This window comes from Pseudomonas sp. S2_C11 (assembly GCF_054668395.1).
Genome location: NZ_CP162765.1, coordinates 3,292,827 through 3,316,847 on the forward strand (window position 1 = coordinate 3,292,827; position 24,021 = coordinate 3,316,847).

Sequence of the window (24,021 nt, forward strand, 5' to 3'; positions counted from 1 at the left end):
CCGCCTTCGCGAGCAGGCTCGCTCCCATATTTGGATCGGGTACATCAGTGAGGGATTGGTCGGCTTGGAGGCTGCCATCGCTGGCAAGCCAGCTCCCACAGGGATTTGGTCCAAAAGGTAGAGATTGGTCGACTGGGAGACCGCCATCGCGAGCAGGCTCACTCCTACAGTTGGACTGGGTACAACCGCAAGAATCAGGTCGGCTTTAAGGCCGCCTTCGCGAGCAGGCTCGCTCCCACAGAAAAGCAAGGCAGCGCAGCTGCCCGCGGCGAAGCCGCACCACTCAACAATGAGCGCAAGCTCGAGTGCTCTTGATCTTGATCCACCGGCGACGTCGGAAGGCTGAGTGGAGGGATTGATCCGGGCGTGGGAGCGCAGCGACCGTCTGGCGCAGCCAGACACAGCGGAAGGAGGTGCAGCGAAGCAAACCGGAGCCGCTGCGCCCGGATCGATCCCGCAGCGAAGGGACCCGAGCCTGCGAGGGCCGAACGCAGGAGCTAGCGTTTTTTGCTTACTTTTTTAGGCGCTTGTAAAAAAGTAAGTCGCCGTCAGGCGAAACCGCCAGCCGCAGCTCCCGAAGCAACGGATATGCCCCCAAGAGCAAGATCAAAAGCTAGCCCCCTCACCCCAACCCTCTCCCCCAAGGGGGCGAGGGGGAAAGGGAGCAGATCTTCATGCAAGGCAAAATCCCGGCCCGGCTCAAAATCAGTCACCGAGAAATTCAGCCACCTTCTGCGCAGCACCCGCCAAATGATCGGAATGCGTAAAGCCAGAAGCCTTGAGCGGCTTCAAATCATGATCCCCCGCCACCAACCAAAACACCTCAATCCCCGGCGCTAACGAATACCCCTCAACCGCCTCGCGATTCCCCAGAGCATCCCGCTCCCCCTGCACAATCAACGTCCGAGTCTTCAAACCAGCCAAATGCTCAACCCGAGGCTTCTCCGGCTTCCCCACCGCATAAAACGGATATCCCAGACACACCAACGCATCCACCCCCAGCTCATCCGCCACCAGACTCGCCATTCGCCCACCCATCGACTTACCGCCAACAGCCAAAACCCCAGCGACATGATGCCGCACAAGCGCAAACACCTCCCGCCAGCAATCCAACAGTTTCGGCGCAGGATTCGGCGGCCGCTTAACCCCATCCACCCGCCGCTGCGCCATATACGGAAACTCAAAGCGCAACACGTTGACCCCAAGCCCGGCAAGGCGCCCAGCCATGTCGTTCATCCAGTCGCTATCCATCGGCGCCCCCGCCCCGTGCGCCAGAATCAGCGTTGCCGAAGCCTCACCAACAGCGGCATCCCAAAGCCACCCATGATCGAGCACACACTGCGCCCATTGATCCCCGTCAATACTGGCCTTGTGCTGTTTGTCCATGCTTGCCTCGCTTTTAGTCTGCCTATAACTCCAGGCGAAGGATTCGCGTCGTTTGCGCGCGCTCACTTCGGCTGAACCGTGGATGGGGAACCATGAACACTTCTATCAGTACCGCCTACAACTACAAGGTGGTCCGCCAATTCGCCATTATGACGGTGGTGTGGGGCATCGTCGGCATGGGCCTCGGGGTTTTTCTCGCGGCGCAATTGGTCTGGCCGGAACTCAACTTCAATTTGCCCTGGACCAGTTTCGGCCGTCTGCGCCCGCTGCACACCAACGCGGTGATCTTCGCCTTCGGTGGCTGCGCGCTGTTCGCCAGCTCTTTCTATTCGGTGCAACGCACCTGCCAGACGCAATTGTTCGCGCCGCAAATCGCCGCGTTCTGCTTCTGGGGCTGGCAACTGGTGATCCTGCTGGCGGCGATCAGCCTGCCGCTGGGTTACACCAGCTCCAAGGAATACGCCGAACTGGAATGGCCGATCGACATCCTGATCACCATCGTCTGGGTCGCCTACGCGATCGTGTTCTTCGGCACGATCATGCAGCGCAAGACCAAGCACATCTATGTGGGCAACTGGTTCTTCGGCGCGTTCATCATCACCGTGGCGATCCTGCACATCGTCAACAACCTTGAGTTGCCGGTGAGTTTCACCAAGTCCTACTCGGTGTACGCAGGTGCAACCGACGCCATGGTGCAGTGGTGGTACGGCCACAACGCTGTGGGCTTTTTCCTCACCGCCGGTTTCCTCGGCATGATGTATTACTTCGTGCCGAAACAGGCCGAGCGTCCGGTGTACTCGTATCGCCTGTCGATCGTGCACTTCTGGGCCTTGATCACCCTGTACATCTGGGCCGGCCCGCACCACTTGCACTACACCGCGCTGCCGGACTGGGCACAGTCACTGGGCATGGTGATGTCGCTGATCCTGCTGGCACCGAGCTGGGGCGGCATGATCAACGGCATGATGACCCTCTCGGGCGCCTGGCATAAGTTGCGCAGCGACCCGATCCTGCGCTTCCTCGTGGTGTCGCTGGCGTTCTACGGCATGTCGACCTTCGAAGGGCCGATGATGGCCATCAAGACTGTCAACGCCCTCTCCCACTACACCGACTGGACCATCGGCCACGTTCACGCCGGCGCCCTCGGCTGGGTAGCGATGATCTCGATCGGCGCGCTGTACCACATGATCCCGAAAATCTTCGGCAAAGCGCAGATGCACAGCGTCGGCCTGATCAATGCGCACTTCTGGCTGGCGACCATCGGCACCGTGCTCTACATCGCCTCGATGTGGGTCAACGGCATCGCCCAGGGCCTGATGTGGCGCGCGGTCAACGAGGACGGCACGCTGACTTACTCCTTCGTCGAAACCCTGGTGGCCAGCCATCCGGGCTTTGTCGTGCGGCTGATCGGCGGGGCGATTTTCTTAAGCGGCATGTTCCTGATGGCTTACAACACCTGGCGCACCGTGCGGGCCTCGCAGCCTGCCGACGTCGTCGCTGCCGCGCAGATGGCCTGAGGAGTCCGCCATGAAACACGAAACGATTGAAAAGAACGTCGGCCTGCTGATGCTGTTGATGGTGTTCGCCGTGAGCATCGGCGGCCTGACCCAGATCGTCCCGCTGTTCTTCCAGGACGTCACCAACAAACCGGTGGAAGGCATGAAGCCCTATACCGCGCTGCAACTGGAAGGTCGCGACATCTATATCCGCGAAGGCTGCGTCGGTTGCCACTCGCAGATGATCCGTCCGTTCCGCGCCGAAACCGAACGCTACGGGCACTATTCGGTGGCCGGCGAAAGCGTCTGGGATCACCCGTTCCTGTGGGGCTCGAAACGTACCGGTCCGGACCTCGCCCGGGTCGGCGCGCGTTACTCGGATGACTGGCACCGCGCGCACTTGTACAACCCGCGCAACGTCGTGCCGGAGTCGAAGATGCCGGCCTACCCTTGGCTGGTCACGCAAGCGGTCGACAGCAGCCATACCGAAACCAAGCTGAAAACCATGCGCACCCTCGGCGTGCCTTACACCGACGACGACATCAGCGGCGCGGTCGCCAGCCTCAAGGGCAAAACCGAAATGGACGCCCTCGTTTCCTACCTGCAAGTGCTCGGCACTGCAATCAAGAGCAAGAGGTGAGCCATGGTCATTGAGATGAGCACTGGCCTGATCCGCGGTTTGGGCACGGTTGTCGTGTTTGTAGCGTTCGTCGGCCTGACCTTGTGGGTGTTCAACCGCAAACGCACCCCGGAATTCGCCGAAGCACGCCTGCTGCCGTTCGCCGACGAACCACTACCCGAAACAATTTCAGCCCCTGAAACAAGGAGTACCCGGCCATGACCACCTTCTGGAGTACGTGGATCTGCGTACTGACCATTGGCAGCCTGATCGGCCTGACCTGGCTGCTGATCGGCACCCGCCGGGGCGAGACCAAGGGCAGCGTCGACCAGACAATGGGCCACAGCTTCGACGGCATCGAGGAATACGACAATCCGCTGCCGCAGTGGTGGTTCATGCTGTTCGCCGGCACGCTGGTGTTCTCGGTGGGCTATCTGGTTCTGTATCCGGGCCTGGGCAACTGGAAAGGCATCCTGCCCGGCTATGAGGATGGCTGGACCGGCGTGCACGAATGGGAAAAGGAGATGAACAAGGCGGACGCCCGGTTCGGGCCGATCTTCGCCAAATTCGCGGCGATGCCGCTGGAAGAAGTGGCCAAGGACCCGCAGGCGCTGAAAATGGGTGGTCGTCTGTTCGCCTCCAATTGCTCGGTGTGCCACGGCTCGGATGCCAAGGGTGCGTTCGGCTTCCCTAACCTTGCCGACAGCGACTGGCGCTGGGGCGGCGATGCCGAGACGATCAAGACCACCATCATGGGCGGCCGCATGGCGGCTATGCCGGCCTGGGGCGAAGTGCTCGGTGAGGCCGGGGTGAAAAACGTTGCCGCCTACGTGCGCCACGAACTCGCCGGCCTGCCGCTACCTGCCGACAGCAAGGCAGACCTGCAAGCCGGGCAGCAGGCGTTCAGCACCACGTGCGTGGCTTGCCACGGCGCAACTGGCCAAGGCACCCCTGCCATGGGCGCACCGAATCTTACCCACCCGGCCGGCTTCATTTATGGCACCAGCCTGACCCAACTGGAGCAGACCATTCGCCATGGTCGTCAGGGGCATATGCCAGCGCAGAACGAATTGCTGGGCAACGATAAAGTGCAATTGCTCGCCGCTTATGTGTACAGCCTGAGCCACAGATTGAACACAGAAAAACTGATAACTGAAGACAATAAGAAATAGCAATTGCGTACACCACTGCCGCAGCTTTCTCGCTGCGGCAGTTTCCCGCCCCTTTGCGACGCATTGTCGCACCCCTTGGATCCTCTCCTTTCGGAACCCCGGATTCGGGTCTACGCTTCATCGAAGCGGACCGGCTGAAGTCGGTTTCCAGATCAATCCCGAACGATGCGCGCCGTGAACCGGTTGATGGATTCGCCGCAAACGCAGGTAGATAACGGCTGTTGCGCCGATCGCCCGCAATTTCCCGATCACGACCTGTGAACGGGCACCGTTGACGGCGATCCGGATTGCGAGCTTTTTACGCGCACTGCGACATTTTGTCAGAGGCCATTTTTGACCCTACGCGGCGCATGGAAAGGCCGCAGAATCAGCGTTGGAAAGCATTGACCCAGGTCATGGCGCGTTGCAATGACCCCCTGCTTTATACATACTTGCGGCCGATTTTATCCCTATAAAAATACCCAAACCGTGGAACCTTAGAATGAGCACAGCAATCAGTCCGACTGCTTATAACTATAAGGTAGTCCGCCAGTTCGCCATCATGACGGTGGTCTGGGGGATCCTTGGCATGGGGCTCGGTGTCTTCATTGCCTCGCAACTGGTCTGGCCGGAACTGAACTTCGGTCTGCCGTGGACGAGCTTTGGACGCCTGCGCCCGTTGCACACAAACCTGGTGATTTTCGCCTTCGGCGGTTGTGCACTGTTTGCCACTTCCTACTATGTCGTGCAGCGAACCTGCCAGACGCGACTGATTTCCGACAGCCTCGCGGCCTTCACCTTCTGGGGCTGGCAAGCGGTCATCGTCGGCGCAATCATTACCTTGCCGCTGGGTTACACCACCACCAAGGAATACGCCGAGCTGGAATGGCCGATCGCCATTTTGCTGGCCATTGTCTGGGTCACCTACGGTCTGGTGTTCTTCGGCACCATCACCAAGCGCAAAACCAAGCACATCTATGTCGGCAACTGGTTCTACGGCGCGTTCATCGTCGTCACCGCGATGCTGCACATCGTCAACCACATGTCGCTGCCGGTCAGCCTGTTCAAGTCGTACTCGGCCTACTCCGGCGCCACTGACGCGATGATCCAGTGGTGGTACGGCCACAACGCGGTGGGCTTCTTCCTCACCACCGGTTTCCTCGGGATGATGTACTACTTCGTGCCGAAACAGGCCGAACGCCCGATCTACTCCTATCGTCTGTCGATCGTGCACTTCTGGGCGCTGATCACCCTGTACATCTGGGCTGGCCCGCACCACCTGCACTACACCGCCCTGCCGGACTGGGCGCAATCGCTAGGCATGGCGATGTCGATCATCCTCCTGGCGCCAAGCTGGGGCGGCATGATCAACGGCATGATGACCCTCTCGGGCGCCTGGCATAAGTTGCGCACCGACCCGATCCTGCGCTTCCTCGTGGTGTCGCTGGCGTTCTACGGCATGTCGACCTTCGAAGGGCCGATGATGGCGATCAAGACCGTCAACTCGCTCTCGCACTACACCGACTGGACCATCGGCCACGTCCACGCCGGCGCCCTCGGTTGGGTAGCGATGATCTCGATCGGCGCGATCTACCACATGATCCCGAAACTGTTCGGCCGGGCGCAGATGCACAGCACCGGGCTGATCAACGCGCACTTCTGGCTCGCCACCATCGGCACCGTGCTCTACATCGCGTCGATGTGGGTCAACGGCATCACCCAGGGCCTGATGTGGCGTGCAATCAACGATGACGGCACCCTCACCTACTCGTTCGTCGAAGCGCTGCAGGCCAGCCACCCGGGCTTCATCGTCCGCGCGCTGGGCGGTGCTTTCTTTGCCAGCGGCATGCTGCTGATGGCTTACAACGTGTACCGCACTGTCCGTGCGTCGGATCCGGTTGAAGCCGAAGCCGCCGCCAAGATTGCCGTCGTTGGAGCTCACTGATGAAGCATGAAGCTGTCGAGAAGAATATTGGCCTGCTGGCCTTCTTCATGGTCATCGCCGTCAGCGTCGGTGGCCTGACCCAAATCGTTCCGCTGTTCTTCCAGGACGTCACCAACAAGCCGGTCGAGGGCATGAAGCCGCGCTCGGCGCTGGAACTGGAAGGCCGCGACGTGTACATCGCCAACGGTTGTGTCGGCTGCCACTCGCAGATGATCCGCCCGTTCCGCGCTGAAACCGAACGCTATGGCCACTATTCGGTTGCCGGTGAAAGCGTCTGGGACCACCCGTTCCTGTGGGGCTCCAAACGTACCGGTCCGGACCTGGCCCGCGTGGGCGGTCGTTACTCCGATGACTGGCAACGTGCGCACTTGTACAACCCGCGCAACGTGGTCCCCGAGTCGAAAATGCCGGCTTACCCGTTCCTCGTGGAAAACAAGCTCGACGGCAAGGAAACCGCGAAAAAAATGGAAGTCTTGCGCACCCTCGGCGTGCCGTACACCGACGAAGACATCGCCGGTGCACAGGATGCCGTGAAGGGCAAAACCGAAATGGACGCGCTGGTGGCCTATCTGCAAGGCCTGGGCACCATCATCAAAAGCAAACGGTGAATCTGATGGATATCGGGATGATTCGAGGCCTGGGCACCGTGGTCGTGATGGTGGCCTTCATCGGTCTGGCCTTGTGGGTGTTCAGCCCCAAGCGCAAGTCAGAGTTTGACGACGCGACCATGCTGCCTTTTGCCGATGATCCCGAAGCCATCAAGCACGTCGAGCAAGCTTCTAGGAGTAACAAAGAATGACTACATTCTGGAGTCTGTACGTCACAGTCCTCAGTCTCGGTACGATCTTCGCCCTGACCTGGCTGCTGCTGTCGACCCGCAAGGGCCAGCGCAGCGAACAGACGGACGAGACGGTCGGCCACTCCTTCGACGGGATCGAGGAGTACGACAACCCGCTGCCGAAATGGTGGTTCATGCTGTTCGTCGGCACCATCATTTTTGCCCTGGGTTATCTGGTGCTGTACCCGGGTCTGGGCAACTGGAAAGGTCTGCTGCCGGGCTACAACTATCTGGATACCGAGAAACAGACCGCGTTCGCCAACGGCCAGACCGGCTGGACCGGCGTCCACGAGTGGGAAAAGGAAATGGCCCGTTCGGACGCGCGCTTCGGTCCGATTTTCGCCAAGTTCGCGGCGATGCCGATCGAAGAAGTTGCCAAGGATCCGCAAGCACTGAAGATGGGCGGCCGTCTGTTCGCGTCCAACTGCTCGGTGTGCCACGGTTCCGACGCCAAGGGTGCCTATGGCTTCCCCAACCTGACCGACGCCGACTGGCGCTGGGGCGGTGAGCCGGAAACCATCAAGACCACCATCATGGGCGGCCGCCACGCGGTGATGCCGGCGTGGGCGGAAGTGATCGGTGAGCAAGGCGTGGCTGACGTAGCGGCCTTCGTGGTGACCAACCTCGACGGGCGCAAACTGCCGGAAGGCACCAAGGCCGACCCGGCCAACGGCCAGAAACTCTTCGCCGCCAACTGCGTGGCTTGCCACGGCCCTGCCGGTAAAGGCACGCCGGCCATGGGTGCGCCCGACCTGACCCATCCGGGCGCATTCATCTACGGCTCGAGCTTCGCGCAACTGCAGCAGACCATCCGCTACGGTCGTCAGGGCCAGATGCCTGCGCAGGAACAACTGCAGGGCAATGACAAGGTGCACCTGCTGGCGGCGTATGTTTACAGCCTGTCTCACGGTGAAAAAGCACCGGAGTCGAAGGCTGAGTAAGGCCAACGCTTGAAGCAAAAAAGGCCCCGCCAATGGGATTTGGCGGGGCCTTTTTTCATGCTCGCATTCATGATTCGAAACGCTTGCTTAATGGACCTCAGCTGCGATGCACGGTAGGTTTTTTCGCCCGATAAGCCTATCGGGTCCACTTCAAGGATGAAGCCCCAATGTCGAAAGATCACCAAAGCACACTGCAAAATCAGCCTCAACCCGGCTCTACCCATAGGGCAGGGTTCGAACGAACACCTGTGAAACCGTTACTCAAGGTATCGCAGCAAACCATGAACAGCCCCGGCCACGGTGGCGGACTCGACGGCCTCGGCGGCGGTAGATTGCTCTGACAAGGGCAGCAAAAACACCGAATTTACGCCCTATATCCAGCGCCTCGCGCCTTGGCGAGAGGCGCCTTCGCCGGTGCCCTTATGAAATTGACAAACCGATCGTCCCCGACCTGCCTTTCCGATTGCGGGGAAAATCTCAAAATAGTAACGTTCCTACATCAGAATTTCTGGAGGCCAAACATGATGGCCATCACCACTATTTCCAGCCGCGAGTTCAATCAGGACACCAGTGCAGCCAAAAAAGCCACGCGTCAAGGTCCAGTAATCATTACTGACCGAGGCAGGCCTGCCCACGTATTGCTCAGCATCGAGGAGTACCAGAAACTGACCGGTTGCGAGACCAGCATCGTTGAGCTGCTGGCGATGCCGAATGCGCTTGAAATCGAATTCGAACCCGAGCGCGCTGTCATCAATCCTCGCAGCGTGGACCTTTCCTGATGTTTCTACTGGATACTAATGTAGTTTCCGAGCTGCGGAAAAACCAAGCCGACAAGCATGTGGTGAAATGGGCAAACAGCGTTTCCCCAGCCAGCCTGTATCTATCCGCAATCACTGTGCTGGAACTGGAAACGGGCGTCCTGCGTATCGAACGTCGTGCCCCTTCACAAGGCCAGCTGCTGCGCAACTGGCTGGAACACCACGTCAAACCGGCGTTCTCTGGAAGAATCCTGCCGGTCGATACCAACGTCGCCACCCGGTGCGCACGATTGCATGCTCCCGACCGCAGCAGTGAATGCGACGCCTTGATCGCCGCCACCGCGCTTGTGCACGGGCTTACGCTGGTAACTCGCAACATTGCGGACTTTCAACTCAGCGGCGTCAATCTGATCAACCCATGGATCGCTGCCAGTAACTGAGTGCTGAACACCCCGCCTTATCACCGGCGGGGCTTTTTTCATGGGCGTTGGGCAAAGATTGAATGCACAACCGTGGTATCGATCAGCGTCCGCTCACGCCACTGGTTGTTCTTCACCAGATAGACCTGCAACTGCTTGCGATCCTCGGTGAAATTCGCAGTCAGGTAGGTTTGCTGAGAGGTGCTTCCGCTGAGATACATGGGAACGCTGCCTTCCCAGTAGGAACTTCCTCCCTCGGTATGCAGGTGGCCGGCGAAAATGGCCGTCACCTGGTACTTGTTGACCATGTCATGGAAACGCTTCTTCTGCTCGGGGCTGCCCTGGTGCCGCAAGGGTTTATGCATATTGATAATGATGGCGTAGCCCGACGCTCGCGCCAGTCGCAGATCGGTCTCGAGCCAGTCCAGTGCGTCGTTGATTTCGAACGTTGTCGGGTTCAACGGATGAGCAATCCGGGTGGTGTAGGTCGGCTCGTTATTAAGCTGAACCATATGCACTTCGCCGATATTTTTCGAATAGGCGAGGCTACCGGAATACGTCCTGCTCAGAAAACCGTCAGTGATTTTCAGATCAAAGTTATCGACTTTACCTTCATGATGTTCTTTGAACTCGACAATACTTCCTGCAGCACAGTTATTGGTAAAGCAATCATCAACATTGTTTTCATAGTCGTGATTACCCAAGCCGTAAAGATATTCACCATTGAAGTGCCTGTTCAGCGAATCCTTCATGAACGAGCGCTGCCAGCCATGACCAAAAGCGGTTATATCGCCATTGATCATCAAAGGAACCTGCGCTTGAGAGCCGTGTTGATTTCTGAATTCGGCAATGCTCGCAAGTTGGGTTTCAATCAGCCATTTCGAGCGCGCCGTGAATTCTGAATCCGATTCGGGTTCGCGGATATCGGTCTTGTCTGTCCACGGATATTGAGTATCCGAAGCAAAGACCATATGTTTCGGCATGCCAGTTGTAGCCTGAGCGGTAATAGCCGAAGCTACCAGACAAGCACCCATAAAGATGCTCATGAATTTATTCAAAGCCATGCTTGAAATTCCATTTCAATTAATTTTCGGTACGCAAAAGAAGTTTCGCACGAACAGAACTTATTCGAATACAGCGAAAACTTCAAAGCCTTCACCTACAACAATCGAGTGAATATATTTCAGACCCAACAACTTACAACATACGAATCAATAGAAACCCGTAGCGTCCGGCCTGAGTTGTCGCCTGGACGAAAACAATCACGGGTGTTATTCAACTTGCGAAATCAACGGCAGTGGCGTGAACAAACAATTGAAAGGATGAACTAGCCACTTCGGCAAAAACGTCCATACTCAACAAGTCAATTGATCTGCGTCAGGCTTTTGCGCAATCGCTACACCATCCGCATTTTTTACCCAACGCGACCAAAGGTCGCACCCTTGAGCCAGAGCGGCAGGCGTATCATCGCGCTACTGCAACAGCCTTTTTGACCTCGGTTGGCACGTATCGACCGAGGCATTTTTCCACTGCCGTGGGATGCAATGATGAGCAATCAGATTCCGGTACACGACGTCACGCCACCGAGCAAGAACGCGAACAACAGCGTCGATCTTTATGCCTCACGAGAAAAAATCTACACCCGGGCTTTCACCGGCCTGTTCCGCAATCTGCGGATGCTCGGCGGTGCGGCGTTGTTTCTGCTGTATTTCGGCACGGTGTGGCTGAACTGGGGCGGTCATCAGGCGGTGTGGTGGAACCTGCCGGAGCGCAAGTTCTTCATCTTCGGCGCGACTTTCTGGCCACAGGATTTCATCCTGCTCTCGGGCCTGTTGATCATTGCCGCGTTCGGCCTGTTCTTCATCACTGTCTATGCCGGGCGCGTCTGGTGCGGGTATACCTGCCCGCAGAGCGTGTGGACGTGGATTTTCATGTGGTGCGAAAAGGTCACCGAAGGCGACCGAAACCAGCGCATCAAGCTCGACAAGGCGCCGATGAGCGCCAACAAATTCCTGCGCAAGCTGGCCAAACATTCGCTGTGGCTGTTGATCGGTTTTGTCACCGGCATGACCTTTGTCGGCTACTTCTCGCCGATCCGCGAACTGGTCATCGAGTTCTTCACCGGTCAGGCCGATGGCTGGTCGTATTTCTGGGTCGGTTTTTTCACCCTCGCCACGTACGGCAATGCCGGTTGGTTGCGTGAGCAGGTGTGCATCTACATGTGCCCGTATGCGCGCTTCCAGAGCGTGATGTTCGACAAGGACACGCTGATTGTTTCCTACGACCCGCGCCGTGGCGAAAGCCGTGGGCCGCGCAAGAAAGGCATCGACTACAAGGCGCTGGGGCTGGGTGACTGCATCGACTGCACGATGTGCGTGCAGGTCTGCCCGACCGGCATCGACATCCGCGATGGCCTGCAGATCGAGTGCATCGGCTGCGCTGCGTGCATCGATGCCTGCGACAGCATCATGGACAAGATGGATTACCCGCGCGGCCTGATCAGTTACACCACCGAACACAACCTCTCCGGGCAGAAAACCCATAAACTGCGACCGCGCCTGATCGGCTACGCCGTGGTGCTGCTGGCGATGATCAGCCTATTGGTCGCCGCGTTCTTCATGCGTTCGCTGGTCGGCTTCGACGTCAGCAAGGACCGCGTGCTGTACCGCGAAAACGCCGAAGGCCGAATCGAAAACGTCTACAGCCTGAAGATCATGAACAAGGATCAGCGCGACCACACTTACCTGCTGCAAGCCGAGGGTCTGCCGGACCTGCGCCTGCAAGGCAAGCGCGAGATCAAGGTTGCCGCCGGGGATATCGTCAGCATGCCGGTCGAGTTGTCCAGCGCACCGGAACAACTGCCATCGAGCACCAACGAGGTGAAATTCATCCTCAAGGACGCCGATGACAACAGCGTCCACGTTGAAGCCAAGAGCCGATTCATCGGCCCACAAATCCGTTGAGAGAATTTTGAACATGCCCGCTGCAAACGCCGCAAGTCCTTGGTACAAGCACCTCTGGCCGTGGATCATCATCGCGATTCTGGCCTGCTCGGTGGCCTTGACCCTGTCGATGGTGACCATCGCGGTGAACAACCCGGACAATCTGGTCAACGACAACTATTACGAAGCAGGCAAAGGCATCAACCGTTCACTGGATCGCGAGCTGCTGGCGCAAACCCTGAAGCTGCGTGCAGCGGTGCATCTGGATGATGTGACCGGGGAAGTCGACTTGCGCTTGAACGGTGACAGCCAGCCGCAAACGCTGGAGCTGAACCTGATCTCGCCGACCCAGCCGGAGAAGGATCGCAAGATCGTGCTGACCCGCAGTGGCAGCGAGAGCGGGCGCTACATCGGCCAGTTGAGCGACAAGGTCGAAGGGCGGCGCTTTGTCGAGTTGCTCGGCAGCCAGGACGAGCACGTGTGGCGCATGTTTGAAGAAGAGCTGGTCAGCCATGACAAGGAACTGCTGCTGGGGGATGAGCCACTGCAGGGTGCGGAAGACCTGAAGAAGTGAATCAAAATCAAGAGCCCCTCACCCTAGCCCTCTCCCGGAGGGCGAGGGGACTGATCTCGGTTGCTTGGAAGCGGGGCGTATGACAGTGACAATGTCGGCGACTGAAGCCGCTCTTCAGGCTTACACCGATCGGCTCCCTCTCCCTCCGGGAGAGGGCTGGGGTGAGGGCAAGCGAACACCCCCAATGCAAGGGCTCATACCCTCATCAATGCCATGACCACCCCAGTTCCCTGCTACCACTGCGCCCTGCCCGTCCCGTCCGGCAGCCGCTTCACCGCCGTCGTCCTCGGGCAGGCCCGCGAGTTCTGCTGCCCGGGCTGTCAGGCGGTAGCCGAAGCCATCGTCGCCGGTGGTCTGGAAAGCTATTACCAGCATCGCAGCGAAGCGTCGGCCAATCCCGAAGCGCTGCCGGTGCAACTGAGCGATGAACTGGCGCTGTACGACCGCGCCGACGTGCAGCAGCCCTTCGTGCGCCACGAAGGCGATCTGGCTGAAACCACGCTGTTGATGGAAGGCATCAGTTGCGCCGCCTGCGGCTGGTTGATCGAGAAACACCTGCGCACCCTGCCCGCCGTCGCCGAAGCGCGGTTGAACCTGTCCAACCATCGCCTGCACGTGCGTTGGGCCGACGCACAATTGCCGCTGAGCCAGATCCTCGCCGAGCTGCGCCACATCGGTTACGCCGCCCACCCGTACCAGGCCGACCGCGCCAGCGAACAGCTGGCCAGCGAGAATCGCCTGGCCCTGCGCCAGCTCGGCGTCGCCGGGTTGCTGTGGTTTCAGGCGATGATGGCGACCATGGCCACCTGGCCGGAATTCAACATCGACCTCAGTCCCGAGCTGCACACGATCCTGCGCTGGGTCGCGCTGTTTCTGACCACACCCATCGTGTTCTACAGCTGCGCGCCGTTCTTCAAAGGCGCGATGCGCGATTTGCGTACGCGCCACCTGACCATGGACGTTTCTGTTTCACTGGCGATCGGCAGCGCTTACATCGCCGGGATCTGGACATCGATCACCGGGGTCGGCGAGCTGTACTTCGATGCTGTCGGCATGTTCGCGCTGTTTCTGCTTGCCGGACGCTATCTGGAACGCCGCGCCCGCGAACGCACCGCTGCCGCCACTGCGCAACTGGTCAACCTGTTGCCCGCCTCGTGCCTGCGCCTGGATGCGAATGGCCAGAGCGAACGCATCCTGCTCAGCGAATTGCAGGTCGGCGAGCGGATTCTGGTGCAGCCGGGCTCGATTCTGCCGGCTGACGGCAAGATCATCGACGGTCAGTCGAGCATCGACGAATCGCTGCTGACTGGCGAATACCTGCCGCAGCCACGCACGCTCGGCGATGCTGTTACTGCGGGCACGCTCAATGTCGAAGGCGCATTGACCGTGCAAGTGCAGGCGCTGGGACAGGACACGCGTCTCTCCGCGATCGTGCGCCTGCTTGATCGCGCTCAGGCGGAGAAACCGCGTCTGGCCGAAATCGCCGACCGCGCCGCGCAATGGTTCCTGCTGCTGTCGCTGATTGCTGCAGCAGTGATCGGCGTGCTGTGGTGGCAACTGGATTCTTCACGGGCGTTCTGGATCGTCCTCGCCATGCTGGTGGCGACCTGCCCGTGCGCGCTGTCGCTGGCGACGCCGACCGCCCTCACCGCCGCCACCGGCACCCTGCACAAACTCGGCCTGCTGCTGACACGCGGCCATGTGCTGGAAGGCTTGAACCAGATCGACACGGTGATTTTCGACAAGACCGGTACGCTCACCGAAGGCCGCTTGGTGCTGCGCTCGATTCGCCCGCTCGGCGCGCTCGACAGCGAACAATGCCTGAGCCTTGCCGCTGCGCTGGAAAACCGCTCGGAACACCCGATCGCCCGCGCTTTCGGTCGCGCGCCGCTGGCCGCCGAGGACGTGCACAGCACACCCGGTCTGGGCCTTGAAGGCGTGGTCGGTGAGCAACGCTTGCGCATCGGTCAGGCGCCGTTCGCCTGTGCCCTGAGCGGCGCGGCACTGCCGTCAATGCCTGATGAAGCCGGACAATGGTTGCTGCTCGCCGACACTCAGGGGCCGCTGGCATGGTTCGTCCTCGACGATCGCCTGCGTGACGATGCCCCCGCCCTGCTCGCGGCCTGCAAAGCGCGGGGCTGGCGCACCTTGCTGTTGTCCGGCGACAGTTCGCCGATGGTCGCCAGTGTCGCCGCCGAACTGGGCATCGACGAGGCCCGTGGCGGCTTGCGCCCCGATGACAAACTGCAAGTGCTGCAGCAACTTCATCGCGAAGGTCGCAAAGTGTTGATGCTCGGTGACGGCGTCAACGACGTGCCGGTGCTGGCTGCGGCCGATATCAGCGTGGCCATGGGCTCGGCCACCGATCTGGCGAAAACCAGCGCCGATGCAGTGTTGCTGTCCAATCGCCTTGACGCTCTGGTGCAAGCCTTCACGCTGGCGCGACGCACGCGCCGGGTAATCATCGAAAACCTGCTGTGGGCGGCGCTGTACAATGGCCTCATGTTGCCGTTCGCCGCCCTCGGCTGGATCACTCCGGTGTGGGCGGCGGTCGGCATGTCGATCAGTTCGCTGACCGTGGTGCTCAACGCCCTGCGCCTGACTCGTCTGCCGAGCGCACCGGCCGCCAGCACCGCAACAGCAACCCGCCCGCTGCCGGCCTGAGCCGCGCGGGCCTGGAGTTACCGATGCCAGCTCTCTATGTGATGATTCCCGCTGCCTTGCTCATCGTCGCCATCGCCGTGTACATCTTCTTCTGGGCGGTGGACAGCGGTCAGTACGACGACCTCGACGGCCCGGCACACAGCATCCTTTTTGACGATCAGGACCCCAACCACACCGCTGCGGTGGACGAAGCCAACGCCGGCAAACCGGACGACAAGGCGCCACCCCATGCTTGAACTGGCGCCCCTGCTGGTCTCGGCGCTGATCCTCGGCCTGCTCGGTGGCGGCCACTGTCTGGGCATGTGCGGCGGTCTGATGGGCGCGCTGACCCTGGCGATCCCCAAGGAGCAGCGCAGCCGGCGCTTTCGTCTGTTGCTGGCGTATAACCTCGGGCGGATTCTCAGTTATGCCACGGCGGGACTGCTCATCGGCCTGGCCGGCTGGGCAGTCGCCAACAGCCCGGCGGCGCTGTTCATGCGCGTACTGGCCGGGTTGCTGCTGATCGCGATGGGTTTGTACCTGGCCGGCTGGTGGAGCGGGCTCACCCGTATCGAAGCGCTCGGGCGTGGCTTATGGCGCTTTATTCAACCGGTGGCGAATCGCTTGCTGCCGGTTTCCAGCCTGCCGCGTGCCTTGCTGCTCGGTGCGCTGTGGGGGTGGCTGCCGTGCGGACTGGTTTACAGCACCTTGCTGTGGAGCGCGAGTCAGGGCAATGCGCTGGACAGTGCGTTGCTGATGCTCGCTTTCGGCCTCGGCACCTGGCCGGTGCTGCTCGCCACCGGGCTGGCGGCTGAACGGGTTACGGCGATCCTGCGCAAACGCAGCGTGCGCATGGCGGGTGGCTTGCTGGTGATCCTGTTTGGCCTGTGGACCCTTCCCGGCCCGCATCAGCATTGGCTTATGGGCCATTAAATGTGTGGCGCGGCCTTCGCGAGCAGGCTCGCTCCCACAGGTCTTGAGTACGCTGCAAATCCAATGTGGGAGCGAGCCTGCTCGCGAAGACGCCCGCACGAACAACACAAATCCTCGCCGTTGATGCAAATCAAGATGCCCTGTAACGCACTCCCCTAGACTCGCCACACTGCCAGCCTATCCGGGGGAATGCCCGCATGCTCGACGCCATTCGTTGGGACTCTGATCTGATCCGCCGCTACGATCTGGCGGGGCCACGCTACACCTCGTACCCGACCGCCGTGCAATTTCACGGTCAGGTCGGCACTTTCGACCTGTTCCACGCCCTGCGCGACAGCCGCAAGGCCCAGCGGCCGTTGTCGCTGTACGTGCATGTGCCGTTCTGCGCGAACATTTGCTACTACTGCGCCTGCAACAAGGTCATCACCAAGGATCGCGGTCGCGCGCAGCCGTATCTGCAACGGCTCGAGCAGGAAATCCAGTTGATTGCCTGCCACCTCGACCCGGCGCAAACCGTCGAGCAGCTGCATTTCGGTGGCGGCACGCCGACCTTTCTCAGCCACGACGAATTGCGCCAGCTGATGGCGCACCTGCGCAAGCATTTCAATTTGCTCAACGATGATTCCGGCGATTACGGCATCGAAATCGACCCGCGCGAGGCTGACTGGTCGACCATGGGCCTGCTGCGCGAACTGGGTTTCAACCGGGTCAGCATTGGCCTGCAGGATCTTGACCCGGCGGTGCAGCGCGCGGTCAATCGCCTGCAAAGCCTGGAAGAAACCCGCGCGGTCATCGATGCGGCGCGAACCCTGCAATTTCGCTCGATCAACATCGATCTGATTTATGGCCTGCCCAAGCAGACGCCCGACAATTTCGCCCGCACCGTCGAGGAAGTGATCAGCCTGCAACCGGATCGTCTTTCGGTATTCAACTACGCGCACCTGCCGGAACGCTTCATGCCGCAACGGCGAATCAACAGCAGCGAACTGCCGAGCCCGGCGCACAAGCTGGAAATGCTCCAGCGCACCATCGAGCAACTGACCGCTGCCGGCTACCGTTACATCGGCATGGACCACTTCGCCCTGCCTGATGACGAACTGGCGATTGCCCAGGAAGAGCACACCCTGCAACGCAACTTCCAGGGTTACACCACCCACGGCCATTGCGACCTGATTGGCCTGGGCGTGTCGGCGATCAGCCAGATCGGCGATCTGTACTGCCAGAACAGCAGCGACCTCAACGCGTATCAGAACAGCCTGGCCAGCGCGCAGCTGGCGACCAGTCGCGGTCTGGTGTGCAACGCCGACGACCGCTTGCGCCGCGCAGTGATTCAGCAGCTGATCTGCAATTTCAAACTCGAGTTCGCCGAGATCGAGCAGCAGTTCAACATCGATTTTCAAGGCTACTTCGGCGCGCTCTGGCCGCAGTTGCAAGGTATGGCCGAGGATGGCCTGATCAGACTCGAGCGCGAGCGCATCGAGGTGTTGCCAGCGGGCCGATTGCTGGTGCGCTCGGTGTGCATGGTCTTTGATGCGTACCTGGAGCAGCAGAACCGCCAGCGTTTCTCGCGGGTGATTTAAGGCTTGGTCAGCAACGAGCCGACTTTGAGGTTCTGGTCAGGATTGAGCGCCGACTGGTTCATGACTTTCGACAGGGCGAGGTTGGCGGTGATCAGGCCACTGTTGAGGGCGGCGATGGCGCCCCGCAGTGCGGCGAGCTTGTTGATCTTTTCCTCGGTGGAGAGGGTTCTGTCTGACATGACCGCCGCCATGCGCGCTTTTTTCTCGATGATTTCTTTTTGGATCTTGCGAATCATCTTCAGCAACTGCTGGATGTTCTCCGGCAAGCCACTGTTGTCGATGTCACTGTTTTCGCCGCCGACAGCGGCGGATTTGGCGATGGCCGCGCCGGACAGCGACACTTTGACGCCCTCGACCAAGGTCGGGGTTGCCGTGTGCGACAAGTCTTCATCGCGATCGATTGCAGCGTCGGTGCTGGTCATCTCCGGCGAAGCAGCAACGCCGCTGCTGCCGGGGCTTAGCGTACCAATGGCGGTCATCGGGGCCTTCCTTGGTTGAGTGCTGATAGCGGGTTATCGGCCGCCGGTGCTGCGGCTTTATGTCTGTAGGACAACGCCGCCACGTGCTGGCCTGAATGTCCTCCCGTGGGTTACCCTTACGGCTTATGTGTGTTTTCCCACAAGGATTGAAGAAATGTCCGAGCCAGTCAAACTGCGCGCTCACAACCAGGCCCACTGCAAGGATTGCAGCCTGGCCCCGCTCTGCCTGCCACTTTCTCTGAATCTGGAAGACATGGATGCGCTCGACGAAATCGTTAAACGCGGCCGCCCGCTGAAGAAAGGCGAATTCCTGTTCCGCCAGGGCGACACCTTTGATTCCGTTTATGCAGTCCGCTCTGGTGCCCTGAAGACTTTCAGCCTGAGCGATGCCGGCGAAGAACAGCTGACCGGTTTCCACCTGCCGAGCGAACTGGTAGGACTGTCGGGCATGGACACCGAAAAACACCCGGTCTCGGCCCAGGCGCTGGAAACCACTTCGGTCTGCGAAATCCCCTTCGAGCGCCTTGATGAACTCGCGCTGCAATTGCCACAACTGCGCCGCCAGTTGATGCGGGTGATGAGCCGCGAGATTCGTGACGACCAGCAAATGATGCTGCTGCTGTCGAAGAAAACCGCTGACGAGCGCATCGCTACTTTCCTGGTCAACCTGTCGGCACGCTTCCGCGCTCGCGGCTTCTCGGCCAACCAGTTCCGCCTGAGCATGTCGCGCAATGAAATCGGTAACTACCTGGGCCTGGCGGTGGAAACCGTGTCGCGGGTGTTCACCCGTTTCCAGCAGAACGAGCTGATTGCCGCAGAGGGCAAGGAGATCCATATCCTCGACCCGATTCAGCTGTGCGCGCTGGCCGGCGGTTCGATCGAAGGCTGATCACGACCCGCGGTTGAGCGAATCGTTTCAGCCGCGGGTATACTGCGCCGTTTGCAGCCCTGCCAGGACACCCCGATGGTCTTCGACTCCTTCGACATCAAATCCCTGATCCGCCCCGTGATCGACTTCCCGAAACCGGGCGTGATCTTTCGCGACATCACCCCGCTGTTCCAGTCGCCGACGGCCCTGCGCCTGGTGATGGACAGCTTCGCCCATCGCTACGTCGAAGCCGACTTCACCCACATCGGCGCCATGGATGCCCGTGGTTTTCTGATCGGTTCGGTACTGGCCTATCAGTTGAACAAGCCGCTGGTGCTGTTCCGCAAGCAAGGCAAACTGCCGGCGGACGTACTGGCCGAAGGTTACGCGACCGAGTACGGCGAAGCGTTTCTGGAAGTGCACGCCGACAGCCTGTGTGAAGGCGATTCGGTGGTGATGTTCGATGACCTGATCGCTACCGGCGGCACGCTGATCGCAGCAGCCAACCTGATTCGCCGCATGGGCGCGCGGGTGCATGAAGCGGCGGCGATCATTGACCTGCCAGAGCTGCAAGGCTCGCAGCGCTTGCAGGACATGGGCATTCCGACGTTCTGCCTGACGCAGTTTGCGTTGACTGATAAATAAGCAGCGTCTGACAGGCCGCTTTCGCGAGCAGGCTCGCTCCCACAGGGGAATGCATTTCAACTGTGGGAGCGAGCCTGCTCGCGAAAGGGGCCGGCAGCTACACCGCAGGACTTAGAGCCCCATCTGCTTGCTGATGATTTCGTTCATCACTTCCCGCGTTCCGCCGCCAATCGACAGAATGCGATTATCCCGATACAGCCGCTCCACCAGGCTTTCACGCATGTAACCGAGCCCGCCAAGAATCTGCACGGCCTCGGTGGTGATCCGGTCGGAGGTGTCGGTGGCGAAGTTCTTCGCCATGGAAATCTCCTTGATCACGCTCTGCCCCGCCGCCATTTTTGCCGCTTGCCGGTAAGTGAACTCCCGCGACACTTCCAGCGCCGTGGCCATTTCGGCGAGCCGATGTTTGATTACCTGAAACTTGCCGATGGGTTTGCCAAATGCCTCACGCTCGCGCGCCCACTTCAGGCTCTCCTCCAGCGCCAATTGCGCCGTCATGTTGGCCATCAGCGCCAGCGCCAGGCGTTCGCTCTGAAAATTGCCCATGATGCAGGCGAAGCCCATGTTCTCAGCGCCGATGAGGTTTCCTACAGGCACGCGGCAATCGTCGAAGAACAATTCAGCCGTGTCCGACGCCCACCAGCCCATTTTCTTCAATTGCCGACCGACACTGAAACCCGGCGTGTCCTTCTCGATCAGCAACAGGCTGATACCGCCGAACCCCGGCGCACCGGTGCGCACCGCGACCGTGTAGAAATCCGCGCGAACGCCACTGGTAATAAAGGTCTTGCTGCCGCTGACCCGGAAGCAATCGCCGTCACGCACGGCGCGGGTTTGCAGGTTGGCGACGTCGGAGCCGCCACCGGGCTCGGTCACCGCCAGGGCGCTGATTTTCTCGCCGCTGAGCACTTGGGGGACGACTCGCTCTCGCACTTCAGGCCGCGCCCATTTGACGATCGGCGGCAGACCGATATCCAGCGACCCCAACCCCGCCACCAGTCCGCCTGAGCCACAGCGCATCAACTCTTCACTGGCGGCGACCTTGGCGAACAGATCGCCTTCATGGCTGCCGCCAAGCACCTCGGGATAGCCGATACCGAGAATGCCCGCCGCACCGGCCTTGAGGTACAGCTCACGGGGAAAGCTTTCGGCTTCTTCCCACTGATCAATGTCCGGCAGGATCTCACGTTCGACAAAACGTCTGACGCTGTCGCGGACCAATTGGTGGCTGGGGTCGAAGTATTCCTGAAAGGCAGGCATGGGCGAGCTCCACGGAAGGGTTCGCCGACGTTAACCGAGCGCTTGCTTGGTTATCAATGAAATTGTGCGAATCAGATGGACCGCGGCGCGGCCATCGCTGGCAAGCCAGCTCCCACAGGGTTCGGTGTGGACACATATGCTGTGGGTCACATCCAACACTGTGGGAGCTGGCTTGCCAGCGATGTGGCCCGCAAGGGCGATAGAGACTTACAGGGAGATAGGTTTACGCCCGGCAAACGAATGCGCCAGCGTGCCGCCGTCGACCAGCTCCAGCTCACCGCCCAGCGGCACGCCGTGGGCAATCCGCGAGGCGACCAGGCCTTTGTTGTTGAGCAACTGCGCGATGTAGTGCGCCGTCGCTTCGCCTTCCACCGTCGGGTTGGTGGCGAGGATGACTTCGGTAAAGGTCCCCGCCTCTTCAATCCGCGCCATCAATTGCGGAATACCGATCGCTTCCGGCCCCAGGCCATCCAGCGGCGACAAGTGCCCCTTGAGCACGAAATAGCGGCCACGGAAGCCGGTCTGCTCCACCGCATAAACGTCCATCGGCCCTTCGACAACGCAAAGCAGCGTGTCATCGCGGCGCGGGTCGGCGCATTGCGGGCACAGATCGTCTTCGGTCAGCGTGCGGCATTGGCGGCAATGGCCGACGCCTTCCATGGCCTGGCTCAAGGCCTGGGCCAGACGGGTACCACCGCTGCGATCACGTTCGAGCAACTGCAACGCCATGCGCTGAGCGGTTTTCTGACCCACGCCCGGCAAGGTGCGCAGAGCGTCGATCAGTTGGCGAATCAAGGGGCTGAAGCTCATGGGTAAACAGTCCGACTAAACAACGAGACGCGGTTTATACCCGCGCCTCTGGCCAGCGTCAAATCCTCAGTCCTGGGCGACCCGGACCACCAGTTTGCCGAAGTTGCGCCCTTCCAGCAGACCGATGAACGCCTCGGGCGCCTGCTCCAGGCCTTCGACCACGTCCTCGCGGAACTTCACCTTGCCGTCGCGTACCCACGGCACCATGTGGCTGATGAATTCCGGCTGACGATCACCGTAATCGTCGAAGACGATGAAGCCCTGAATCCGCACACGCTTGGTGAGCAAAGTGCGTTGCAGCATCGGCAGACGATCCGGGCCGGTCGGCGCCTCGGCGGCGTTGTAGCCGGCGATCAGGCCGCACAACGGGATGCGCGCCTTGGGGTTGAGCAACGGCACGACGGCATCGAAGACATGGCCGCCGACGTTCTCATAATAAATGTCGATGCCGTTGGGGCAGGCCTTGGCCAGTTGCTCGGCAAAGTCATCGGCCTTGTGGTCGATGCAGGCATCAAAACCCAGCTCCTCGACCACGTATTTGCACTTCTCGGCACCACCAGCCACGCCGACCGCGCGCAGGCCTTTGATCTTCGCCACTTGCCCGACCACCGAGCCGACGGCACCGGACGCTGCAGCCACTACCAGGGTTTCGCCCTCTTTCGGCTGGCCGATGTCCATCAGGCCCATGTACGCGGTCATGCCCGGCATGCCCAGTACGCCGAGGGCCATCGACGGGCTCGGCAGGCCGGCCGGGATCGGCATGATGTTGCGACCGTCGCTGATGCTGTGGCTCTGCCAACCGGTGGCGCCAACCACCAGATCACCTACGTGGAATTTCGGATGATTGGACTGCTCGACCCGGCTGACCGCACCACCGGTCATGACTTCGCCGATTTGCACTGGCGCAGCGTAGGACGGAGCGTCGCTCATGCGCCCGCGCATGTAAGGGTCGAGCGACAGGTACAGGGTTTTCAGCAATACCTGACCGTCCTGCAGGTCCGGCAGCGCCTCGCGCTCCAGACGGAAATTCTCCGGGGTCGGCGCGCCGCTCGGGCGCGAGGCGAGGACGAAGCGTTGATTGAGGGTGAGAGGGTCGGACATGTCAGCGTCTCCTGTGAATGGGGAATTCGGTGTATAGGGAGCAGACCTTGGTAGCGGTGGTGTGTTCGATGTTTCTTCAGTTGTGCCGAGGTGACTTCATTCGCGAGCAGGCTCGCTCCCACACTTGGAAATGCAATCCCTGTGGGAGCGAGCCTGCTCGCGAAAGCGTCAGTCTGCGGCACATGCCCATCAGGCAGAAACAAAAATGCCAGGCACAATGCCTGGCATTTTGTGTAGCTCATCTGCCGCCCAAAGGCGAATCAGAATGGCAGTTTCATACCCGCTGGCAGGTTCATGCCGGCGGTCATGCTGCCCATTTTTTCCTGGCTGTTGGCTTCGATCTTGCGCACGGCGTCGTTGACGGCGGCAGCGACCACGGCTTCCAGCATTTCCTTGTCGTCTTCGCTCAGGCCTTCGACCAGGCTTGGGTCGATGCTCACGCTTTTAACGTCGTGACGACCGGTCATCACCACGGTGACCATGTCGCCGCCGGCCTTGCCGGTGACTTCGGCGTTGGCCAGTTCTTCCTGCATCTTGGCCATTTTTTCCTGCATCTGCTGCGCCTGCTTCATCAGGCCGGCCATGCCACCTTTCATCATGGGAATCACCTCAAACGTACTTGGATAAAACAGC

25 protein-coding genes are annotated in these 24,021 nt (G+C 60.3%); 18 read left to right on the forward strand and 7 right to left on the reverse strand.

Annotated features, from left to right (window positions below; all coding sequences use genetic code 11):
* Positions 1 to 705 precede the first annotated feature (705 nt).
* Complete coding sequence (locus AB4N48_RS14875) at positions 706 to 1,386, reverse strand: alpha/beta family hydrolase (protein ID WP_460093822.1); 681 nt, start codon at positions 1,384 to 1,386, stop codon at positions 706 to 708.
* Positions 1,387 to 1,478: 92 nt separating this feature from the next.
* Between AB4N48_RS14875 and ccoN (AB4N48_RS14880) the strand changes: the two genes are divergently transcribed.
* The 10 genes from ccoN (AB4N48_RS14880) to AB4N48_RS14925 all read left to right on the forward strand — a co-directional run bounded on the left by ccoN (AB4N48_RS14880) (position 1,479) and on the right by AB4N48_RS14925 (position 9,574).
* The gene (gene ccoN / locus AB4N48_RS14880) at positions 1,479 to 2,903 is read left to right on the forward strand and encodes a cytochrome-c oxidase, cbb3-type subunit I (protein WP_217850964.1); all 1,425 of its coding nucleotides are present in this window, start codon (positions 1,479 to 1,481) and stop codon (positions 2,901 to 2,903) included.
* Between the two features lie 10 nt (positions 2,904 to 2,913).
* On the forward strand, positions 2,914 to 3,522 hold the full coding sequence (gene ccoO, locus AB4N48_RS14885; protein WP_003223389.1) for a cytochrome-c oxidase, cbb3-type subunit II: 609 nt from the start codon (positions 2,914 to 2,916) through the stop codon (positions 3,520 to 3,522).
* A 3-nt stretch (positions 3,523 to 3,525) separates the two neighbouring features.
* Positions 3,526 to 3,723: a cbb3-type cytochrome oxidase subunit 3 gene (locus AB4N48_RS14890; protein ID WP_041479081.1), complete on the forward strand. Its 198-nt coding sequence runs from the start codon at positions 3,526 to 3,528 to the stop codon at positions 3,721 to 3,723.
* A complete protein-coding gene (gene ccoP, locus AB4N48_RS14895; protein ID WP_460093824.1) occupies positions 3,720 to 4,673 on the forward strand; it encodes a cytochrome-c oxidase, cbb3-type subunit III in 954 nt (317 codons plus the stop codon). Before AB4N48_RS14890 ends, ccoP (AB4N48_RS14895) begins: the two co-directional genes overlap by 4 nt.
* A 481-nt stretch (positions 4,674 to 5,154) precedes the next feature.
* On the forward strand, positions 5,155 to 6,597 hold the full coding sequence (gene ccoN, locus AB4N48_RS14900; protein ID WP_024012334.1) for a cytochrome-c oxidase, cbb3-type subunit I: 1,443 nt from the start codon (positions 5,155 to 5,157) through the stop codon (positions 6,595 to 6,597).
* On the forward strand, positions 6,597 to 7,205 hold the full coding sequence (ccoO, locus tag AB4N48_RS14905) for a cytochrome-c oxidase, cbb3-type subunit II (RefSeq protein WP_007917161.1): 609 nt from the start codon (positions 6,597 to 6,599) through the stop codon (positions 7,203 to 7,205). The genes ccoN (AB4N48_RS14900) and ccoO (AB4N48_RS14905) overlap by 1 nt, the downstream gene beginning before the upstream one ends.
* Positions 7,206 to 7,210: 5 nt before the next feature.
* The gene (locus AB4N48_RS14910) at positions 7,211 to 7,396 is read left to right on the forward strand and encodes a CcoQ/FixQ family Cbb3-type cytochrome c oxidase assembly chaperone (protein WP_016775513.1); all 186 of its coding nucleotides are present in this window, start codon (positions 7,211 to 7,213) and stop codon (positions 7,394 to 7,396) included.
* The gene (ccoP, locus tag AB4N48_RS14915) at positions 7,393 to 8,376 is read left to right on the forward strand and encodes a cytochrome-c oxidase, cbb3-type subunit III (protein WP_041479083.1); all 984 of its coding nucleotides are present in this window, start codon (positions 7,393 to 7,395) and stop codon (positions 8,374 to 8,376) included. The genes AB4N48_RS14910 and ccoP (AB4N48_RS14915) overlap by 4 nt, the downstream gene beginning before the upstream one ends.
* Positions 8,377 to 8,900: 524 nt before the next feature.
* Positions 8,901 to 9,155 (forward strand): type II toxin-antitoxin system Phd/YefM family antitoxin, encoded by a 255-nt coding sequence (locus AB4N48_RS14920; protein WP_041479165.1) that lies wholly within the window; start codon positions 8,901 to 8,903, stop codon positions 9,153 to 9,155.
* Positions 9,155 to 9,574, forward strand: a complete 420-nt coding sequence (locus tag AB4N48_RS14925) for a PIN domain-containing protein (protein WP_460093827.1) — start codon at positions 9,155 to 9,157, stop codon at positions 9,572 to 9,574. The genes AB4N48_RS14920 and AB4N48_RS14925 overlap by 1 nt, the downstream gene beginning before the upstream one ends.
* Positions 9,575 to 9,612: 38 nt before the next feature.
* On the opposite strand, the gene AB4N48_RS14930 is transcribed toward AB4N48_RS14925, so the two are convergent.
* Positions 9,613 to 10,617 carry a metallophosphoesterase family protein gene (locus tag AB4N48_RS14930; RefSeq protein WP_460093828.1) on the reverse strand — a complete coding sequence of 335 codons (1,005 nt, stop codon included), beginning with the start codon at positions 10,615 to 10,617 and terminating at the stop codon, positions 9,613 to 9,615.
* A gap of 483 nt (positions 10,618 to 11,100) precedes the next feature.
* Here AB4N48_RS14930 and ccoG point away from each other — a divergent pair, with 483 nt between their 5' ends.
* From ccoG to hemN, 6 genes are all read left to right on the forward strand, one after another.
* Positions 11,101 to 12,516 carry a cytochrome c oxidase accessory protein CcoG gene (gene ccoG, locus AB4N48_RS14935; protein WP_041479087.1) on the forward strand — a complete coding sequence of 472 codons (1,416 nt, stop codon included), beginning with the start codon at positions 11,101 to 11,103 and terminating at the stop codon, positions 12,514 to 12,516.
* A gap of 13 nt (positions 12,517 to 12,529) precedes the next feature.
* Complete coding sequence (locus AB4N48_RS14940; protein WP_056784237.1) at positions 12,530 to 13,069, forward strand: FixH family protein; 540 nt, start codon at positions 12,530 to 12,532, stop codon at positions 13,067 to 13,069.
* 213 nt (positions 13,070 to 13,282) lie between these two features.
* On the forward strand, positions 13,283 to 15,733 hold the full coding sequence (locus AB4N48_RS14945) for a heavy metal translocating P-type ATPase (RefSeq protein WP_460093830.1): 2,451 nt from the start codon (positions 13,283 to 13,285) through the stop codon (positions 15,731 to 15,733).
* Positions 15,734 to 15,756: 23 nt separating this feature from the next.
* Entirely contained in the window at positions 15,757 to 15,969 is a 213-nt protein-coding gene (gene ccoS, locus AB4N48_RS14950; RefSeq protein WP_039763029.1) for a cbb3-type cytochrome oxidase assembly protein CcoS, read from the forward strand.
* The gene (locus tag AB4N48_RS14955) at positions 15,962 to 16,645 is read left to right on the forward strand and encodes a sulfite exporter TauE/SafE family protein (protein ID WP_041479091.1); all 684 of its coding nucleotides are present in this window, start codon (positions 15,962 to 15,964) and stop codon (positions 16,643 to 16,645) included. The genes ccoS and AB4N48_RS14955 overlap by 8 nt, the downstream gene beginning before the upstream one ends.
* Before the next feature lie 197 nt (positions 16,646 to 16,842).
* The gene (hemN, locus tag AB4N48_RS14960; RefSeq protein ID WP_236169137.1) at positions 16,843 to 18,225 is read left to right on the forward strand and encodes an oxygen-independent coproporphyrinogen III oxidase; all 1,383 of its coding nucleotides are present in this window, start codon (positions 16,843 to 16,845) and stop codon (positions 18,223 to 18,225) included.
* Here hemN and AB4N48_RS14965 read toward each other — a convergent pair.
* Entirely contained in the window at positions 18,222 to 18,704 is a 483-nt protein-coding gene (locus AB4N48_RS14965) for a hypothetical protein (protein ID WP_150741395.1), read from the reverse strand. The genes hemN and AB4N48_RS14965 overlap by 4 nt on opposite strands.
* A 154-nt stretch (positions 18,705 to 18,858) precedes the next feature.
* Between AB4N48_RS14965 and fnr the strand changes: the two genes are divergently transcribed.
* Both fnr and AB4N48_RS14975 read left to right on the forward strand, forming a co-directional pair.
* On the forward strand, positions 18,859 to 19,593 hold the full coding sequence (gene fnr, locus AB4N48_RS14970; RefSeq protein ID WP_016773865.1) for a fumarate/nitrate reduction transcriptional regulator Fnr: 735 nt from the start codon (positions 18,859 to 18,861) through the stop codon (positions 19,591 to 19,593).
* A 75-nt stretch (positions 19,594 to 19,668) separates the two neighbouring features.
* Entirely contained in the window at positions 19,669 to 20,217 is a 549-nt protein-coding gene (locus tag AB4N48_RS14975; protein WP_024012326.1) for an adenine phosphoribosyltransferase, read from the forward strand.
* Positions 20,218 to 20,328: 111 nt separating this feature from the next.
* Here AB4N48_RS14975 and AB4N48_RS14980 read toward each other — a convergent pair whose 3' ends face one another.
* From AB4N48_RS14980 to AB4N48_RS14995, 4 genes are all read right to left on the reverse strand, one after another.
* Entirely contained in the window at positions 20,329 to 21,477 is a 1,149-nt protein-coding gene (locus tag AB4N48_RS14980; RefSeq protein WP_460093832.1) for an acyl-CoA dehydrogenase family protein, read from the reverse strand.
* Between the two features lie 207 nt (positions 21,478 to 21,684).
* A complete protein-coding gene (gene recR / locus AB4N48_RS14985) occupies positions 21,685 to 22,287 on the reverse strand; it encodes a recombination mediator RecR (protein ID WP_016773861.1) in 603 nt (200 codons plus the stop codon).
* A gap of 66 nt (positions 22,288 to 22,353) precedes the next feature.
* Positions 22,354 to 23,388, reverse strand: coding sequence for an NADP-dependent oxidoreductase (locus AB4N48_RS14990; protein ID WP_095180857.1), 1,035 nt, complete (start codon positions 23,386 to 23,388; stop codon positions 22,354 to 22,356).
* Between the two features lie 260 nt (positions 23,389 to 23,648).
* Positions 23,649 to 23,987 carry a YbaB/EbfC family nucleoid-associated protein gene (locus AB4N48_RS14995; protein ID WP_003223337.1) on the reverse strand — a complete coding sequence of 113 codons (339 nt, stop codon included), beginning with the start codon at positions 23,985 to 23,987 and terminating at the stop codon, positions 23,649 to 23,651.
* Between the last annotated feature and the right edge of the window lie 34 nt (positions 23,988 to 24,021).

What these genes read in the sequence shown, in the direction of transcription:
- ccoN (WP_217850964.1), top strand. Translation starts at nt 1,479, where the DNA reads ATGAACACTTCTATCAGTACCGCCTACAACTACAAGGTGGTCCGCCAA.
- AB4N48_RS14890 (WP_041479081.1), top strand. Translation starts at nt 3,526, where the DNA reads ATGGTCATTGAGATGAGCACTGGCCTGATCCGCGGTTTGGGCACGGTT.
- ccoO (WP_003223389.1), top strand. Translation starts at nt 2,914, where the DNA reads ATGAAACACGAAACGATTGAAAAGAACGTCGGCCTGCTGATGCTGTTG.
- ccoP (WP_041479083.1), top strand. Translation starts at nt 7,393, where the DNA reads ATGACTACATTCTGGAGTCTGTACGTCACAGTCCTCAGTCTCGGTACG.
- ccoS (WP_039763029.1), top strand. Translation starts at nt 15,757, where the DNA reads ATGCCAGCTCTCTATGTGATGATTCCCGCTGCCTTGCTCATCGTCGCC.
- recR (WP_016773861.1), bottom strand. Translation starts at nt 22,287, where the DNA reads ATGAGCTTCAGCCCCTTGATTCGCCAACTGATCGACGCTCTGCGCACC.
- AB4N48_RS14925 (WP_460093827.1), top strand. Translation starts at nt 9,155, where the DNA reads ATGTTTCTACTGGATACTAATGTAGTTTCCGAGCTGCGGAAAAACCAA.
- AB4N48_RS14875 (WP_460093822.1), bottom strand. Translation starts at nt 1,386, where the DNA reads ATGGACAAACAGCACAAGGCCAGTATTGACGGGGATCAATGGGCGCAG.
- AB4N48_RS14990 (WP_095180857.1), bottom strand. Translation starts at nt 23,388, where the DNA reads ATGTCCGACCCTCTCACCCTCAATCAACGCTTCGTCCTCGCCTCGCGC.
- AB4N48_RS14920 (WP_041479165.1), top strand. Translation starts at nt 8,901, where the DNA reads ATGGCCATCACCACTATTTCCAGCCGCGAGTTCAATCAGGACACCAGT.
- AB4N48_RS14975 (WP_024012326.1), top strand. Translation starts at nt 19,669, where the DNA reads ATGGTCTTCGACTCCTTCGACATCAAATCCCTGATCCGCCCCGTGATC.
- ccoN (WP_024012334.1), top strand. Translation starts at nt 5,155, where the DNA reads ATGAGCACAGCAATCAGTCCGACTGCTTATAACTATAAGGTAGTCCGC.
- hemN (WP_236169137.1), top strand. Translation starts at nt 16,843, where the DNA reads ATGCTCGACGCCATTCGTTGGGACTCTGATCTGATCCGCCGCTACGAT.
- ccoO (WP_007917161.1), top strand. Translation starts at nt 6,597, where the DNA reads ATGAAGCATGAAGCTGTCGAGAAGAATATTGGCCTGCTGGCCTTCTTC.
- AB4N48_RS14995 (WP_003223337.1), bottom strand. Translation starts at nt 23,987, where the DNA reads ATGATGAAAGGTGGCATGGCCGGCCTGATGAAGCAGGCGCAGCAGATG.
- ccoG (WP_041479087.1), top strand. Translation starts at nt 11,101, where the DNA reads ATGAGCAATCAGATTCCGGTACACGACGTCACGCCACCGAGCAAGAAC.
- AB4N48_RS14965 (WP_150741395.1), bottom strand. Translation starts at nt 18,704, where the DNA reads ATGACCGCCATTGGTACGCTAAGCCCCGGCAGCAGCGGCGTTGCTGCT.
- AB4N48_RS14955 (WP_041479091.1), top strand. Translation starts at nt 15,962, where the DNA reads ATGCTTGAACTGGCGCCCCTGCTGGTCTCGGCGCTGATCCTCGGCCTG.
- AB4N48_RS14910 (WP_016775513.1), top strand. Translation starts at nt 7,211, where the DNA reads ATGGATATCGGGATGATTCGAGGCCTGGGCACCGTGGTCGTGATGGTG.
- AB4N48_RS14940 (WP_056784237.1), top strand. Translation starts at nt 12,530, where the DNA reads ATGCCCGCTGCAAACGCCGCAAGTCCTTGGTACAAGCACCTCTGGCCG.
- AB4N48_RS14945 (WP_460093830.1), top strand. Translation starts at nt 13,283, where the DNA reads ATGACCACCCCAGTTCCCTGCTACCACTGCGCCCTGCCCGTCCCGTCC.
- ccoP (WP_460093824.1), top strand. Translation starts at nt 3,720, where the DNA reads ATGACCACCTTCTGGAGTACGTGGATCTGCGTACTGACCATTGGCAGC.
- AB4N48_RS14930 (WP_460093828.1), bottom strand. Translation starts at nt 10,617, where the DNA reads ATGGCTTTGAATAAATTCATGAGCATCTTTATGGGTGCTTGTCTGGTA.
- fnr (WP_016773865.1), top strand. Translation starts at nt 18,859, where the DNA reads ATGTCCGAGCCAGTCAAACTGCGCGCTCACAACCAGGCCCACTGCAAG.
- AB4N48_RS14980 (WP_460093832.1), bottom strand. Translation starts at nt 21,477, where the DNA reads ATGCCTGCCTTTCAGGAATACTTCGACCCCAGCCACCAATTGGTCCGC.